Origin of the sequence: Caulobacter sp. ErkDOM-E (genome assembly GCF_048541895.1) — a bacterium.
GTDB lineage: Bacteria > Pseudomonadota > Alphaproteobacteria > Caulobacterales > Caulobacteraceae > Caulobacter.
On the sequence record NZ_CP183331.1, the window covers coordinates 3040419 to 3054293 of the forward strand.

A 13875-nucleotide genomic window follows, 5' to 3' on the forward strand; every position below is an offset into this window, starting at 1 on the left:
GCGCCGCTCGGCGGCGCGAGACCCTGATGTGGCGCTGCATCGCAGCAAAACAACAGGCCTGGCCTGTAAATCTCGTGCGCCGCCCTTTCAGACGGTGGCCGCGCCTAGAGCGTTATTCGGCGAAGTGGATACCGGTTCGCCGCCGAAATAACGCGTCAAAACAAAAAATCTAGAGCAAACGACATGATGCAATCATGGCGACCTTTGCTCTAGTTCGGCGCGATGGTGTTGAACACATAGATCAGCGAGCCGACGCCGCCGATGAACACCATGAAGTCGACGACCGGATTGCGCGGCTTGACGCCTTGGGCGTCACGGATCGCCTGCTTGCCCTGTTCCTGCTTGTCAGCCTTGGCGGGCTTGGCGGCCTTGCTCATGATGTGCTCCGTTTCTGGAGCCATTGAGCCAGACACTGCTGAAGATGGCGCTTTCAAAGGCGGTTAAGCGCCGGAAACCAAACCCCGCGCCGTGACACCCTGCTGACACCTACTGTCAGCAGGCGGCGCAGCTTGCGAAGCGCGACGTTTGTTCGCATCTTGTTCTTGTGTTAATTCCCGGATCGAGCCCTACATATAGCCGCCGCGCTGCACCCTCCTGGCGGCTCTCTGCGTTCCGGAAAACATGGCCGAACAACTGAACTTCATCCGCGTGCGCGGCGCCCGCGAGCATAATCTCAAGAACGTCAGCGTCGACATCCCGCGCGGCGAGCTGGTGGTGCTGACCGGCCTGTCGGGTTCGGGCAAGAGCTCGCTGGCGTTCGACACCATCTATGCCGAGGGCCAGCGGCGCTATGTCGAGAGCCTGTCGGCCTATGCCCGCCAGTTCCTGGAACTGATGAGCAAGCCGGACGTCGACCTGATCGAGGGTCTGTCGCCGGCCATTTCGATCGAGCAGAAGACCACCTCGCGCAATCCACGCTCGACCGTCGGCACGGTCACCGAGATCCACGACTATATGCGCCTGCTGTGGGCGCGGGTCGGCACGCCCTACTCGCCCGCCACCGGCCTGCCGATCGAAAGCCAGACCATCAGCCAGATGGTCGACAAGATCACCGTCCTGCCCGAGGGCACGCGTCTCTATCTGCTGGCCCCGGTCGTTCGCGACCGCAAGGGCGAGTACAAGAAGGAGATCGCCGAGTGGCAGAAGGCCGGCTTCCAGCGGCTGAAGATCGACGGCGAATATTATCCGATCGAGGACGCCCCGGCCCTCGACAAGAAGTTCAAGCACGACATCGACGTGGTCGTGGACCGCATCGTCACCAAGCCCGACATGGAACAGCGCCTGGCCGACTCCATCGAGCAGGCCCTGCGCCTGGCCGACGGTCTGGCCGTGGCCGAATGGGCCACGATCGACGAGGGCGAGAAAGAGCCCAAGCGGCTGCTGTTCTCGGAACGCTTCGCCTGTCCGGTCAGCGGCTTCACGATCGCCGAGATCGAGCCGCGCCTGTTCTCGTTCAACAATCCGGCGGGCGCCTGCCCGGCCTGCGACGGCCTGGGCGCCAAGCTGGCCTTCGACGCCGACCGGGTGGTGCCCGACAAGGACAAGGCCCTGCACCAGGGCGCCATCGCGCCCTGGGCCAAGGGCCCCTCGCCGCTCTACACCCAGACCCTGCAGGCCCTGGCCCGCCACTACGGCTTCTCGATGGACGAGCCCTGGCACAAGCTGGCCCAGAGCGCCCGCGACGTGGTGCTGCAAGGTTCGGGCGGCACGAAGATCAAGTTCATCTATGACGACAACGCCCGCAAATACGAGGTCGAGAAGCCCTTCGAGGGGGTGATGCCCAACCTCGAACGCCGCTGGCGCGAGACCGACAGCGCCTGGGTGCGCGAGGAACTGGGCCGTTACCAGTCCGACACCCCCTGCGAGGTCTGCCACGGCAAGCGCCTGAAGCCGGAAGCCCTGGCGGTGAAGATCGCCGGCATGGATATCGCGGCCGTCTCGATGCTGGCCATCCGTCCGGCCAAGGACTGGTTCGCCGGCCTGGAGGCCCAGTTCAGCGACAAGCAGATGGAGATCGCCCGGCGGATCCTGAAGGAGATCAATGATCGCCTGCGGTTCCTGGTCGATGTCGGGCTGGACTATCTGAACCTGTCACGCGGCTCGGGCACCCTGTCGGGCGGCGAGAGCCAGCGCATCCGTCTGGCCAGCCAGATCGGCTCGGGCCTGACCGGCGTGCTCTACGTGCTGGACGAACCGTCGATCGGCCTGCACCAGCGCGACAACACCCGGTTGCTGCAGTCGCTGCAGGGCCTGCGCGATCTGGGCAATTCGGTGCTGGTCGTCGAGCATGACGAGGAGGCCATCCTCACCGCCGACTATGTGATCGACATGGGTCCGGCCGCGGGCGTGCACGGCGGCGAGATCGTCGCCGAGGGCAAGCCGGCCGACATCATGGCCAATCCCAACAGCATCACCGGCCAATATCTGACCGGCGCCCGCGAGATCGAGGTTCCGCAAGAGCGCCGGCCGATCAACAGGAAGAAGATGCTGCGCGTCATCGGCGCCACCGGCAACAACCTCAAGGGCGTGACGGGCGAAATCCCGGTCGGCACCTTCACCTGCATCACCGGCGTTTCCGGCGGCGGCAAGTCGACCTTCACGATCGAGACCCTCTACAAGGCCGCCGCCCGTCGCCTGAACAATGCGTCGGAGGCCCCGGCCCAGCACGAGCGGATCGAGGGGCTGGAGAATTTCGACAAGGTCATCGACATCGACCAGTCGCCCATCGGCCGCACTCCGCGCTCGAACCCGGCCACCTATACCGGCGCCTTTGGCCCGATCCGCGACTGGTTCGCCCAGCTGCCGGAAAGCAAGGCGCGCGGCTATGGCCCCGGCCGCTTCAGCTTCAACGTCAAGGGCGGGCGCTGCGAGGCCTGCCAGGGCGACGGCCTGATCAAGATCGAGATGCACTTCCTGCCCGACGTCTACGTCACCTGCGACGTCTGCAAGGGCAAGCGCTACAACCGCGAGACCCTCGACATCCTGTTCAAGGGCAAGACCATCGCTGACATCCTGGACATGACCGTCGAGGAGTCCGCCGACTTCTTCAAGGCCGTGCCGCCGATCCGCGACAAGATGGAAACGCTCAAGCGCGTGGGCCTGACCTATATCAAGGTCGGCCAGTCGGCGACGACGCTGTCCGGGGGTGAAGCCCAGCGGGTCAAGCTGTCCAAGGAGCTGTCCAAGCGCGCCACCGGCCGCACGCTCTACATCCTCGACGAGCCGACCACCGGCCTGCACTTCGAAGACACCAAGAAGTTGCTGGAAGTGCTGCATGAGCTGGTCGACCAGGGCAACACCGTGGTCGTCATCGAGCATAACCTGGATGTGGTGAAGACCGCCGACTGGCTGCTGGACTTCGGTCCCGAAGGCGGCGACGGCGGCGGCGAGATCGTCGCCGTGGGCTCGCCCCAGGACGTGGCCAAGGTCGAGGCCTCATGGACCGGGCGCTATTTGAAGGACGTGCTGGACCGCCATGAGGTGCGTCGCAAGGTGCGGGTGGCTGAGCTGAAGAAGAGCAAGAAAAGCGCCTGATCCTGGTGATCGCTTCTCTGGAGCGATCACCAAAAGCCCGCTCTCCCCGGCGAAGGCCGGGGCCCAGATTCAGCCTGAGCGTTTGGGGATGATGCGCCCTACCGCAGAGCCCCGATCAATCAGGCCTCTGGGTTCGACCTGGGCCCCGGCTTTCGCCGGGGAGAGCGGAAAGGTTAGGTGCTCGGAGCCACCGGCTCCGCCCCACCCGCCTTGAGGATCCGGTAGATCTCCGGGGCCGGCGAGAAGATGATCAGCGAGGTCAGCACCGAGATCACGCCCGCAAACACCGCCCGCGCCAAACCGATCGGCGTGAAGAAGGTCTCCAGCGAGCTCATGTCCGGTTCGAACAGGCCGCCAAGGCCGCCGATGCCCCCCGAGGCGATCACGCCCACGGCGGCCACGATGGTCATGATCAGCAGATAGACGATGACCGCCATCACCACCGCCAGCACATAGGCCCCCAGCATCGCGCCGACATGCCCCTTGGTCATGGCCCACGAGGCCCGGATGGCGATGCGGCCGGTGTCAAAGGTCATGGTCGAGGCGAAGGACAGCCGCACGGCGAAATAGATCATCAGGCAGGCCACGCCGACAAAGCCGATCAGGCCCGTCAGCGCCGCGATCGCGCCGCCCCCCGCCGCCACGCCGATCCCCACCAGGATGGCCGACAGCAGGATGGCCGTGACATAGACCGCCAGAATGATCAGATTCACCAGGATCAGCGCCCCGGCCTGCCGCAACTCATCCGCGCCGAAGCGCAGATAGGCCGAGCGGCTGTCGCCCGGTTGCAGGACCATGCGGTTTACCGCCGCCAGCATCACCGAATAGAGCGCCAGGCTGTAGACCAGCGACACGCCCATCAGCGGCGCCAGGCCGCCCATGATCGCCAACATCTCCTCGGGCGAGGCGTTGTTGTCGGCGCTGAGCGCCATGAAGGCGTTCAGCTGCGGACCGGCGACCTTGATGGTCAGGGTGCTGGTCAGCAACGACAGCACCGTCATCAGCGCCGCCCACAGCGCAATGGTCCGAGGATGCTCCCGCACGAGCCGGAAGCCGACGAAGGCGGCGTCGGAGGCGGAGAACTTGGACATGCGGCCCTCGGGGACGGAACGAGACAGGCGCTACGCGTAACAAGGTTTGCGGCGTTTCGACAGGGCGTGGACGCCGAAATCGACCTGAGCGCGAATGCAGCTTGCCCGCCGCGCCTCGCCAACTCTAACATCTGTTTGAAAGCGGCCGTCAGCGTCGCCAATCCGGGAGGATCGACGATGAAGCTCTATGGCGAAGCCAACCCCGCGCCCAATCCGCGCCGGGTCCGCATCTTCCTGGCCGAGAAGGGCGTCGACCTGCCGGAAATCCGCATCGGCATGCGCCAGGGCGGTCACAAGTCGCCCGAGCACAAGGCCCGCAACAGCCTGGGTCAGGTCCCGACGCTCGAACTAGACGACGGGACGATGATCAGCGAGAGCGTCGCGATCTGCCGCTATCTGGAGGCCCTGCATCCAGATCCGCCGATGTTCGGCGCCACGGCTCTGGAACAGGCCCAGATCGACATGTGGGTGCGGCGGATCGAGTTCCAGCTGCTGATCCCGGTCGGCATGTTCTGGCGCCACGCCCATCCGCTGACCGCCGCCCTGCTCACGCAGAACGTCGAGTTCGGCGAATCCAACCGCGAGACCGTGGCCAGGGCCATGAAGTGGCTGGATCGCGAACTGGCCGACGGCCGCGCCTTCATCGCCGGCGAGACCTATTCCATCGCCGACATCGTGGCCCAGACCACGATCGACTTCGCCAGCTTCATCGGCCTGGAGGCGCCGGAGGAGACGCCGCATCTGGCCGCGTGGCGCGAGCGCGTGGGATCGCGGCCCAGCGCGGCGGCCTAAGCCTAACTCCAAGTTCAAGCTCAAAATAGGCTTGTCATCCCGGCCGCAGCGAAGCGGAGAGCCGGGACCCAGGGGCAACCGCGATGCGTCGCCCCCTAGGTCCCGGACAGCCTCTGCGAGGCTTCCGGGATGACAAGAAATAGGACTTCAAATCGACTTTAGGCTGACTTTACGCCTCGCCCGCCGTCAGCTGCCGCAGGGCGGCGGCGGGGGCCGAGGTGACGATCACCGCCTGCAGGGTCAGGAACACCGGGGCCAGCAGCAGATTGGCCAACAGGGCCAGGATCAGGCGCGGGTGGCTGGCCGCCGGGCCGCCGGCGATGGGGTCTTCCAGACCCCCGGCGAGCACCGCGCCGACGATGCTGGACACCGTGGCGCCCAGGATCGAGACGATCACGCACAGCACGATGACGATGACCAGCATGGCCAGCAGTCGCCAGAACTGGCCGTGGGTCAGCAGCCAGGCGGCGCGCGGATCAATGTGGCCGACCATGAAGGCGTGGGGCGCCAGCAGCGACAGCCGCACCGCCACCCAGGTCGACAGGCCGATCACGGTCAGGGCGCCCAGGAAGCCGAACCAGCCGGCGACGGGCGTGCCCCCCAGCAACGCCGTTCCCAGGGCCACGACGCCGCCGGGGATCACCATCACCATCAGGGTGGCCGCCCAGTGGATCAGCGACACGACCAGCAGGCGAAGGTCCTCGCGGCCGACCCGCAGATAGGCCCAGCGCCGCTGCTCGGGGTGCAGCACGGCGCGCATGATGGCCGCCGACAGGATCGCGCCCAGCACCAGGGCCAGCATGATCAGCAGCACCATCACCCCGCCCAGGCGAGAGACGATGTCGAGGATCTCGCGCGGGTCGGCCGACGACGAGCGCAGCGCCAGATCGGCGCGGTCCTGCTCGCCCAGCACCATCTTGACCAGCAGGCCCAGCAGCGGAAGCGTCACCAGCGAGAACCCGGCCCAAGCCAGCACCACGACGGGATGCCGGCGCATGATCCTCAACCCTTCGAGGGCGGCGTCAACGGGCGAAAGCAAGGTCATCTAGACATCCCGCGAAGGCGACACGGCCGGCGCATGGCGGCATCGATAGACGTGAACGAGCGCGCCGGTCCAGACCGGCGCCAGATAGACATAGCCAAAGACCGCGCCCAGCGCCGCCAGCACGCCGTCAAAGCCTGGACCGGCCCAGCGTCCGACCAGGTTGAAAGCCGCCAGCAGGGCCGCGACCGGCGCCGCCAGCAGAGCGCCGGCGACCAGCACCTGCAGGGCGACGCCGCGCGTCAGCGGAAAGGCGCTCAGCACCCGCACCCCCGACTGGTCCACCGAGGCCGCCGCCGCCAGGGACAGGCGCACAGCCAGCCAGAGCAGCAGGGCCAGGCCCAGCAGCGGCGCGGCGCCGGCCACGATGGTTCCGGGTCCCGAGCCGGCCAGGGCGTCGCGCCAGGCCTGGGACGAGGTGGCGTCAAAGCCCGGCGCATTGGCCCGCGCCACGCCCAGGGCGATGGCTCCGACCACCAGGATCAGCACCGCCGTCACCACCAACAGGAAGGCCGCGATCAGCAGCTGAACGCCCAGCAATCGCCACTCATCCAGGCCCCAGCGCAGACCGGCCAGACCGACGGACTTGCCAAAGGCGTGGCGATAGAGCGCCCCGAGGGCCAGGGCTATGGCGATGATCTCGGCCAGCAGCGCCAGGCCGCTGACGGACGGCGGCAGGACGCGGGTCAGAACACTGATCACGACGGCGGTCAGCAGAGCGGCCCAGCAGGCGCGAACCGACGGACCCAGGCCCGCCACCCCCGCCCGAACGGTCGCCCCGATCGCGACCGATCGATCCATCATCGCACGCCCCTGTCAAACTGCCCGGCCTGAGTCGCGCGGAGCAGCCTGTTTACGACGCGCCGCGCCGGGTTGCGACGCGTCGCGGTGACGCTCGGACGGATTTCCGCCGGACGTGGCGCCCGCGCCGCGTTAAGCGTCCCGCTGCAGGCTCAGATCCCTGTAGGCGGCCGCCCACGGCGCGCAGAACAGGGCGACCAGACAGGACCCGATCAGGGTCCCGACCAGACCCACCACAGCCAGCCACGGCCAGACGCGGCGCAGCAGATCGAGCGGCGGCTGGGCCAGGAACGCCTGCACGGCTTCAGGATCAGTGAGCCAGACCGGCGGCCCGCCCGCCGCGAACATCGCGCCCAGCACCACGCCGGCCACAATCAGCTCAAGGATGAACACCATCAGCAGGCTCAGCAGCGCCACGCCCAGCAGCCGCCAGGCCGAACCGCGCGTCAGCGACCACGACTCGAACAGCCGAAACTGACCGTCGGCGAAGGTCATGGGCGCGGCCATGGACAGGCGCAGGCCCAGCCACACCAGCACCCCCACCGCGACCAGGCCAAGCCCGACCGCCGTGAGAATACCCGCCGTCGCGCCCTGCCCCTGTGCTCCGCTGGCCAGACCGACGATGAACGCCGGCAGCACCACGCCGAGGGCGGCAATCACCGCGACGATATAGGCCAGCACGCTGACCACCAGGAACAGCAGGGTCAGCCACAGTTCCTGCGCGCCCAGCCGCAGGAAGGCGCCGCGCGACTGGTCAGGCTGCAGCACGGCACGGAACACCGCCGAGCAGATCAGGGCCTTGATGAAGGTGCTCCACAGCCAGCCGCCGATCTGCAGCAGCATCAGGCCCGACTGCAGTTGCATCATCTGGCGCATGGCCTCCTGGTCGATCGGCCCGTCCTTGGGCGGCATCATGGCCGCAAGGGTCTTGAGGATCTCTGGCCCCATCAGCGGGATCAGCGCCAGCAGCGGCGCCAGCGACAGGACCAGCATCACAACGCCCCAGGTCACCACCGCTCCCGGATGGCGCGCGATGACGCCAAAGCCCGCGAACGCCGAACCCGCTACCGAGATCTTGGCCATCTGCTTCCCCTGCGTCCGCCCGCGCTAAACGCGCCGACCTTCCGTGAGCCTACACTCAGGTTTCGTTCGGCGACAGCCGGGGGTATGAGGGCGCGCATGAGCACTCAGACTTCCTCCATCGCCCCCATCCACGTCATCGGCGGCGGCCTCGCCGGTTCCGAAGCCGCCTGGCAGATCGCCAGCGCCGGCGTGCCCGTCGTGCTGCACGAGATGCGACGCGACCTCCCCTCGGGCGCGCCCTCAAGCAGCGAAGCGATAGGGCAAACAAAAAAAATCCGCACCGAGGCGCACCACACCGACGGCCTGGCCGAGATGGTCTGTTCTAACTCGTTCCGCTCCGACGACTGGCAGTTCAATGCCGTGGGCCTGCTGCACGCCGAGATGCGCCGGATGGACTCGCTGATCCTGTCAGCCGCCGACCAGCATCAGGTGCCCGCCGGCGGCGCCCTGGCCGTCGACCGCGACGGCTTCTCGGCCGAGGTCACCCGCCGTCTGGAGGCCCATCCGCTGGTGACCATCCAGCGCGAGGAAATCGCCGGCCTGCCTCCGGCAGACTGGGACAGCGTCGTGGTGGCCACCGGCCCCCTCACCTCGCCCGCCCTGGCCGACGCGATCCTGGAGCTGTCGGGCGAGGGCCAGCTGAGCTTCTTCGACGCCATCGCTCCGATCATCCACCTCGAGTCGATCGATATGGACCTCGCCTGGCGCCAGTCGCGCTACGACAAGGAAGGCCCCGGCGGCGACGCGGCGGCCTATATCAACCTGCCCATGAACAAGCAGGAATATGAGGCCTTCATCGACGCCCTGCTCGACGGCCCCAAGGCCGAGTTCAAGGAGTGGGAGCACGTCCCCTATTTCGACGGCTGCCTGCCTATCGAGGTGATGGCCGAGCGCGGCCGCGAGACCCTGCGCCACGGCCCGATGAAGCCGGTCGGCCTGACCAATCCGCGCGATCCGCTGGTCAAGTCCTACGCCATCGTCCAACTGCGCCAGGACAATGCCCTGGGCACCCTGTGGAACATGGTCGGCTTCCAGACCAAGCTGAAGCACGGCGCCCAGGCCGAGGTGTTCCGGATGATCCCGGGGCTGAAGGACGCCCAGTTCGCCCGACTGGGCGGGCTGCACCGCAACACCTTCATCAACAGCCCGCGCCTGCTGGACCGGTCCCTGCGGATGAAGGTCGAGCCGCGCCTGCGCTTTGCCGGCCAGATGACCGGCGTCGAAGGCTATGTCGAGAGCGCCGCCACCGGCCTGCTGGCCGGCCGCTTCGCCGCCGCCGAACGACTGGGCCGGACGCTGGAGGCCCCGCCCGCCACCACCGCCCTGGGCGCCCTGGTCGATCACGTCACCGGCGGCCACATCGCGGCCGACGTGGAAGCCGGCAAGACCAGCTTCCAGCCGATGAACATCAATTACGGCCTGCTGCCGCCGATGGAAGCGCCCAAGACCGGCGAGGACGGCGTCAAGATCCCGCTGAAGGAGCGCGGCCGGGCCAAGAAGCGGCTGATGAGCCTGCGCGCCCTGGCCGACCTCGAGGCGTGGCTCAAGGCCTGACCCCCGGCGGCCGTTGATCCTGACCTCAGAGGGTCCAAATCCGAAAAAACGCCGTCACCCCGGGACTTGTTCCCGGGGCGACGGGATATAGAGCGCGAGGCGTCGAGCTCAGCGGCGCTTGGTATGACCCCGGCGGGCCGCCAGGTCTTCGTCGGCTTCCGGATGACCTGCTAGGCATTCGTCCTCTGCGAGGATCAAAGCTTTCGGCGGCGCGGGTTTAGCCCGCGCCGCCGTTTTCTTGCCGGCTGGAAAGGCCCGACGGCGAGGGCGAGCCGAACAGGCCAAAGCCCTTGAGAACCATCTTCAGCGCTTCCCAGTGTATGCCCGCCATAACGCCGACCACCTGCAGCGGATGGCCCATCAGGACCCGGCCCAGGGCCTTGTCGGTCAGCTCGACGCGCCTGCCGTCGAAACTGGCCGCCAGCTTCAGCCCCTCTTCGTCGAAGACGTCGATGCCCACATGCACGGCCTCGCCCGGCGGGGCGATTTCGAAGACGTAGCGCAGATCCATCGGCAGGAAGGGCGAGACGTGAAAGATCTTGTCGCTGGCCTGCCGCACCCAGCCGCCGCGCTCGCCCCGCACCGGCAGCACATAGTCGTGACGCTGGCCAAAGGTGTTGCGCACCGCGTGGACGATGGCCTTCAGCTCGCCCGTCTCGTCACGGCAGAAATAGACGCTGAGCGGATTGAAGCCGTGGCCCAGAACGCGCGGCATGCACAGCAGCGAAATCCTGGCGTCCGGCAGGTCGATGCCGTGGGCGTCCAGCCTGGCCTGCACCATCGCCTTGACCCCCTGCCCTGGGGTTTGCGCATGATCCCCGGAATGGAAGGACAGCAGGTTGAAGCGATCCAGCGAGAACCATTTCAGCCGCCGGTCCAGCGCCTCCAGTTCGTCGAGATCCAGCAGCAGCATGAAGACGCGATAGCGCAGTCCATGACGCCGTGGCCGCGATCTATGGTGCGCGACCTCGCCGACATAGAGCGCCGACGCTTGGGTCACGCCACCAGCTCGCGCAGGTCGTCTGCGGCCGGGTCATCGACGAAGATCCGGCTCGACGGATTGGGCGTCACCCATGGACGACGTCCGCCGCCCAGTTGCTCGGCCACGGCCAGGCCCGCCTGCAGGCCATCCTCGTGGAAGCCCGAGCCGAAATAGGCGCCGCAGAACCAGACCCGGTCGCGGCCCTGCAGCGACCACAGGCGGCGCTGGGCCAGCATGGCCGGGCCATCGAACAGTGGATGCTCATAGACCTGATCGCGCAGAACGGTCTCGGCGCGGGGCGTGCGCTCGGGATTGAGCGACAGGAAGAACGGATCGGCGCTGTCCAGGGGCTGCAGCCTGTTCATCCAGTAGGTCACGCCGCCCGCGCCGCCGCCCGCGCGGCGGCCGACATGGTTCCAGCTGGCCCAGGCGGCCTTGCGGCGCGGCATCAGGCCGGGATCGCGGTGCAGCACCGTGCGGTTGCGGCTGTAGCGGAAGGCGCCCAGCACCTCGACCTCGTCCGGCGTCGGGGCGTCCAGCATTCGCAAAGCCTGGTCGGCATGGGCCCCGATCACGACGTGATCATAGAGCAGCGCCTCGCCGGTGATGTCCTCAATGGTCACGCCGTCAGGCCCGCGCTGGATATGACGCACCGGGCGGCCCAGCAGCACCTTGCCCTCGAAATCTGCGGCCAGGCGCGAGACATAGGCCTGGCTGCCGCCGACCACGGTGCGCCAGATCGGGCGCTTGTCGATGGGCAGCATCAGGCCGTGATTGTCGAAGAACCGCAGCAGGGCGGCGGCGGGAAACTCGCGGATGTCCTTCATCGAGGCCGACCAGATGGCCGCGGCCTGGGGCAGCAGGTGATCCTCGGCGAAGGCCTTGCCGAAACCCTGCTGGCGCAGATAGTCGTCCAGCCGGCACAGCCCGCCCTTCTCCAGCTCCAGCATGTCGCGCGTCCCGGTCTTGTAGAAGCGGGTGACGTCCAGCAGCATCTTCAGGAAGCGGAAGTTCAGCACGTTGCGCTTCTGGGCCAGCAGGTTGTTGCTGCTGTATTCCAGCGCGCCATTGTCCAGCGAGACACCGAACGACATGTCGCTGTCGACGGTCTCGACGCCGAGATGCTTAAACAGCGCCACCAGATTGGGATAGTTGGGCTCGTTATAGACGATGAAGCCGGTGTCGACCGGCACGCCCTCGACCGCCACCGTATTGGCGTGTCCGCCCAGTCGGCCGTCGGCTTCGTACAGGGTGACGTCGTGATGCTTGGACAGCAGCCAGGCGGCCGACAGGCCGGCGATGCCCGACCCGATGACGGCGATGTTTAGACGTTGGGTCGGCTGCGGCGCGGGCAAATGATCGTTTCCTGCAGGGGTCTTGATAACGCTCGAGTTCCAGCTACGGCGCCGGAACAGTTTTGGACGCGCGGCGCATCCATTTGCGGGCCCGCGCGTAGCTTTGCGCGGATGACCCGCAGAGGGTCCAAAGCGCAGGGTCCCCGCATGAGCTTGGTCAAGGCCGCCATCCACGCCTTTGAAGACACGCCGATGCCGGACGTGGTCTCGCGCGCCGCGATCCAGTTCCTGGTCGGCGACGCCCGCCGACGCCTGGCCGGCGCCCCCGCCGACGCCAGCGCCCGCTTCGCACGGACCATGGGCGAGCACCCGATCGCCGCCCATACCGACGCCGCCAACGCCCAGCACTACGAACTGCCCGCCGCCTTTTTCGAGGTCGTGCTGGGCCCCAACCTGAAATATTCCAGCGGCCTCTATCCGGCCGGAGCGTCCACCTTGGCCGAGGGCGAGGCCGCCGCCCTGCGCGAGACCGAACTGCACGCTGATCTGCAGGACGGTCAGGCCGTGCTGGAACTGGGCTGCGGCTGGGGTTCGCTGTCGCTGTGGATGGCCGAGCGCTTCCCTGGCTCGAAGATTACCTCGGTCTCCAACTCGGCCTCGCAGCGCGCCTTCATCCTGGCCCGCGCCGCCGCCCGCGGCCTGAGCAACCTGACCGTCATCACCGCCGACATGAATGACTTTTCAACCGACCAGCGCTTCGACCGCGTGGTCTCGGTGGAGATGTTCGAGCACATGTCCAACTGGCAGGCCCTGCTGGGCCGGGTGCACGGCTGGCTCAAGCCCGACGGCCTGCTGTTTATCCACGTGTTCACGCACCGCAACACGCCCTACCGCTTCGACGTCAACGACCCGGCCGACTGGATCGCCCAGTATTTCTTCACCGGCGGCGTCATGCCCAGCCACGACCTGCTGGCCCAGTTCCCCGACCTGTTCGCCGTCGAGCAGGACTGGCGCTGGAGCGGCGCCCACTACGCCCGCACCGCCCGGCAGTGGCTGCAGAATTTCGACGCCAATCGCGCCAGGATCGATCCTGTGCTGGAAAGCGTTTATGGATCCGACGCCGCCGTCTGGCGGCGTCGCTGGCGTCTGTTCTTCCTGGCCACCGCCGGCCTGTTTGGCCATCGCGGCGGCGAGGAATGGGGCGTCAGCCACTATCGCCTTCGCCCTGTCCTCCAGACCACGAGCCCCGCATGATCCGCTATGTCTTCGGTTACCTGGCCACCGGCGGCGCCATGCTGGTGCTGGACATCATCTGGCTGACCCTGATGGCCCCGCGCCTCTATCGGCCGCGCATCGGCGAGCTGATGGCCGACCAGCCGGCGATGGTCCCGGCAGCGGCCTTCTACCTGATCTATCTGACCGCGATCATGCTGCTGGCCGTCCTGCCGGCTATCCGCGAGGACAGCTGGAAGCGCCTGCTGTTCAACGCCGCCGTGTTCGGCTTCTGCGCCTACGCCACCTACGACCTGACCAATCAGGCGACGCTGAAGGTCTGGTCGACCACGATCACCGTGATCGACATGGCCTGGGGCACGTTCCTGACCACGGTCGCGGCCAGCGCGGGTTTCGCAGCCATGCGAGCGATGAAGTAGGGACTTCAAATCCGCTTCCCGGCGACCGCCGGAAGCGGATTTGCGGCGC

Annotated in this window: 12 protein-coding genes and 1 pseudogene; 6 read left to right on the forward strand and 7 right to left on the reverse strand. The window is 67.3% G+C overall.

What is annotated here, in order from left to right; translation table 11 throughout:
- Nucleotides 1-209: 209 nt before the first annotated feature.
- Nucleotides 210-377, reverse strand: coding sequence for a hypothetical protein (locus ACN2C7_RS15010; RefSeq protein WP_419317833.1), 168 nt, complete (start codon nt 375-377; stop codon nt 210-212).
- A gap of 244 nt (nt 378-621) precedes the next feature.
- Here ACN2C7_RS15010 and uvrA point away from each other — a divergent pair, with 244 nt between their 5' ends.
- Nucleotides 622-3534 carry an excinuclease ABC subunit UvrA gene (gene uvrA / locus ACN2C7_RS15015; RefSeq protein WP_419317835.1) on the forward strand — a complete coding sequence of 971 codons (2913 nt, stop codon included), beginning with the start codon at nt 622-624 and terminating at the stop codon, nt 3532-3534.
- 173 nt (nt 3535-3707) lie between these two features.
- Here uvrA and ACN2C7_RS15020 read toward each other — a convergent pair whose 3' ends face one another.
- The gene (locus tag ACN2C7_RS15020) at nt 3708-4625 is read right to left on the reverse strand and encodes a hypothetical protein (RefSeq protein WP_419317837.1); all 918 of its coding nucleotides are present in this window, start codon (nt 4623-4625) and stop codon (nt 3708-3710) included.
- 177 nt (nt 4626-4802) lie between these two features.
- On the opposite strand from ACN2C7_RS15020, the gene ACN2C7_RS15025 reads away from it, so the two are divergent.
- Nucleotides 4803-5417, forward strand: coding sequence for a glutathione S-transferase family protein (locus tag ACN2C7_RS15025; RefSeq protein WP_419317839.1), 615 nt, complete (start codon nt 4803-4805; stop codon nt 5415-5417).
- 29 nt (nt 5418-5446) lie between these two features.
- Nucleotides 5447-5560: pseudogene (locus tag ACN2C7_RS15030) on the forward strand (hypothetical protein); the annotation flags it as partial.
- Nucleotides 5561-5586: 26 nt separating this feature from the next.
- Here the strand turns inward: ACN2C7_RS15030 and ACN2C7_RS15035 are convergent.
- The 3 genes from ACN2C7_RS15035 to ACN2C7_RS15045 all read right to left on the reverse strand — a co-directional run bounded on the left by ACN2C7_RS15035 (nt 5587) and on the right by ACN2C7_RS15045 (nt 8343).
- Entirely contained in the window at nt 5587-6462 is an 876-nt protein-coding gene (locus tag ACN2C7_RS15035; RefSeq protein ID WP_419317841.1) for a hypothetical protein, read from the reverse strand.
- Nucleotides 6463-7260 carry a hypothetical protein gene (locus tag ACN2C7_RS15040; RefSeq protein WP_419317843.1) on the reverse strand — a complete coding sequence of 266 codons (798 nt, stop codon included), beginning with the start codon at nt 7258-7260 and terminating at the stop codon, nt 6463-6465. It abuts the gene before it with no gap.
- Nucleotides 7261-7392: 132 nt separating this feature from the next.
- Complete coding sequence (locus ACN2C7_RS15045; RefSeq protein ID WP_419317845.1) at nt 7393-8343, reverse strand: hypothetical protein; 951 nt, start codon at nt 8341-8343, stop codon at nt 7393-7395.
- Nucleotides 8344-8439: 96 nt separating this feature from the next.
- Here ACN2C7_RS15045 and trmFO point away from each other — a divergent pair, with 96 nt between their 5' ends.
- Nucleotides 8440-9897, forward strand: coding sequence for a methylenetetrahydrofolate--tRNA-(uracil(54)-C(5))-methyltransferase (FADH(2)-oxidizing) TrmFO (trmFO, locus tag ACN2C7_RS15050; protein WP_419317846.1), 1458 nt, complete (start codon nt 8440-8442; stop codon nt 9895-9897).
- 217 nt (nt 9898-10114) lie between these two features.
- On the opposite strand, the gene ACN2C7_RS15055 is transcribed toward trmFO, so the two are convergent.
- Entirely contained in the window at nt 10115-10897 is a 783-nt protein-coding gene (locus ACN2C7_RS15055; RefSeq protein WP_419317848.1) for a DUF1365 domain-containing protein, read from the reverse strand.
- A complete protein-coding gene (locus ACN2C7_RS15060; RefSeq protein ID WP_419317850.1) occupies nt 10894-12234 on the reverse strand; it encodes an NAD(P)/FAD-dependent oxidoreductase in 1341 nt (446 codons plus the stop codon). The genes ACN2C7_RS15055 and ACN2C7_RS15060 overlap by 4 nt, the downstream gene beginning before the upstream one ends.
- Nucleotides 12235-12381: 147 nt before the next feature.
- On the opposite strand from ACN2C7_RS15060, the gene ACN2C7_RS15065 reads away from it, so the two are divergent.
- Both ACN2C7_RS15065 and ACN2C7_RS15070 read left to right on the forward strand, forming a co-directional pair.
- Complete coding sequence (locus ACN2C7_RS15065) at nt 12382-13428, forward strand: SAM-dependent methyltransferase (protein ID WP_419317852.1); 1047 nt, start codon at nt 12382-12384, stop codon at nt 13426-13428.
- On the forward strand, nt 13425-13826 hold the full coding sequence (locus tag ACN2C7_RS15070) for a DUF2177 family protein (protein ID WP_419317854.1): 402 nt from the start codon (nt 13425-13427) through the stop codon (nt 13824-13826). Before ACN2C7_RS15065 ends, ACN2C7_RS15070 begins: the two co-directional genes overlap by 4 nt.
- Nucleotides 13827-13875 lie beyond the last annotated feature (49 nt).

Excerpts from the sequence above, each read along its gene's own strand:
- trmFO (WP_419317846.1), top strand. The coding sequence starts at position 8,440 with ATGAGCACTCAGACTTCCTCCATCGCCCCCATCCACGTCATCGGCGGC.
- uvrA (WP_419317835.1), top strand. The coding sequence starts at position 622 with ATGGCCGAACAACTGAACTTCATCCGCGTGCGCGGCGCCCGCGAGCAT.
- ACN2C7_RS15010 (WP_419317833.1), bottom strand. The coding sequence starts at position 377 with ATGAGCAAGGCCGCCAAGCCCGCCAAGGCTGACAAGCAGGAACAGGGC.
- ACN2C7_RS15065 (WP_419317852.1), top strand. The coding sequence starts at position 12,382 with ATGAGCTTGGTCAAGGCCGCCATCCACGCCTTTGAAGACACGCCGATG.
- ACN2C7_RS15035 (WP_419317841.1), bottom strand. The coding sequence starts at position 6,462 with ATGACCTTGCTTTCGCCCGTTGACGCCGCCCTCGAAGGGTTGAGGATC.
- ACN2C7_RS15070 (WP_419317854.1), top strand. The coding sequence starts at position 13,425 with ATGATCCGCTATGTCTTCGGTTACCTGGCCACCGGCGGCGCCATGCTG.
- ACN2C7_RS15040 (WP_419317843.1), bottom strand. The coding sequence starts at position 7,260 with ATGGATCGATCGGTCGCGATCGGGGCGACCGTTCGGGCGGGGGTGGCG.
- ACN2C7_RS15045 (WP_419317845.1), bottom strand. The coding sequence starts at position 8,343 with ATGGCCAAGATCTCGGTAGCGGGTTCGGCGTTCGCGGGCTTTGGCGTC.
- ACN2C7_RS15025 (WP_419317839.1), top strand. The coding sequence starts at position 4,803 with ATGAAGCTCTATGGCGAAGCCAACCCCGCGCCCAATCCGCGCCGGGTC.
- ACN2C7_RS15020 (WP_419317837.1), bottom strand. The coding sequence starts at position 4,625 with ATGTCCAAGTTCTCCGCCTCCGACGCCGCCTTCGTCGGCTTCCGGCTC.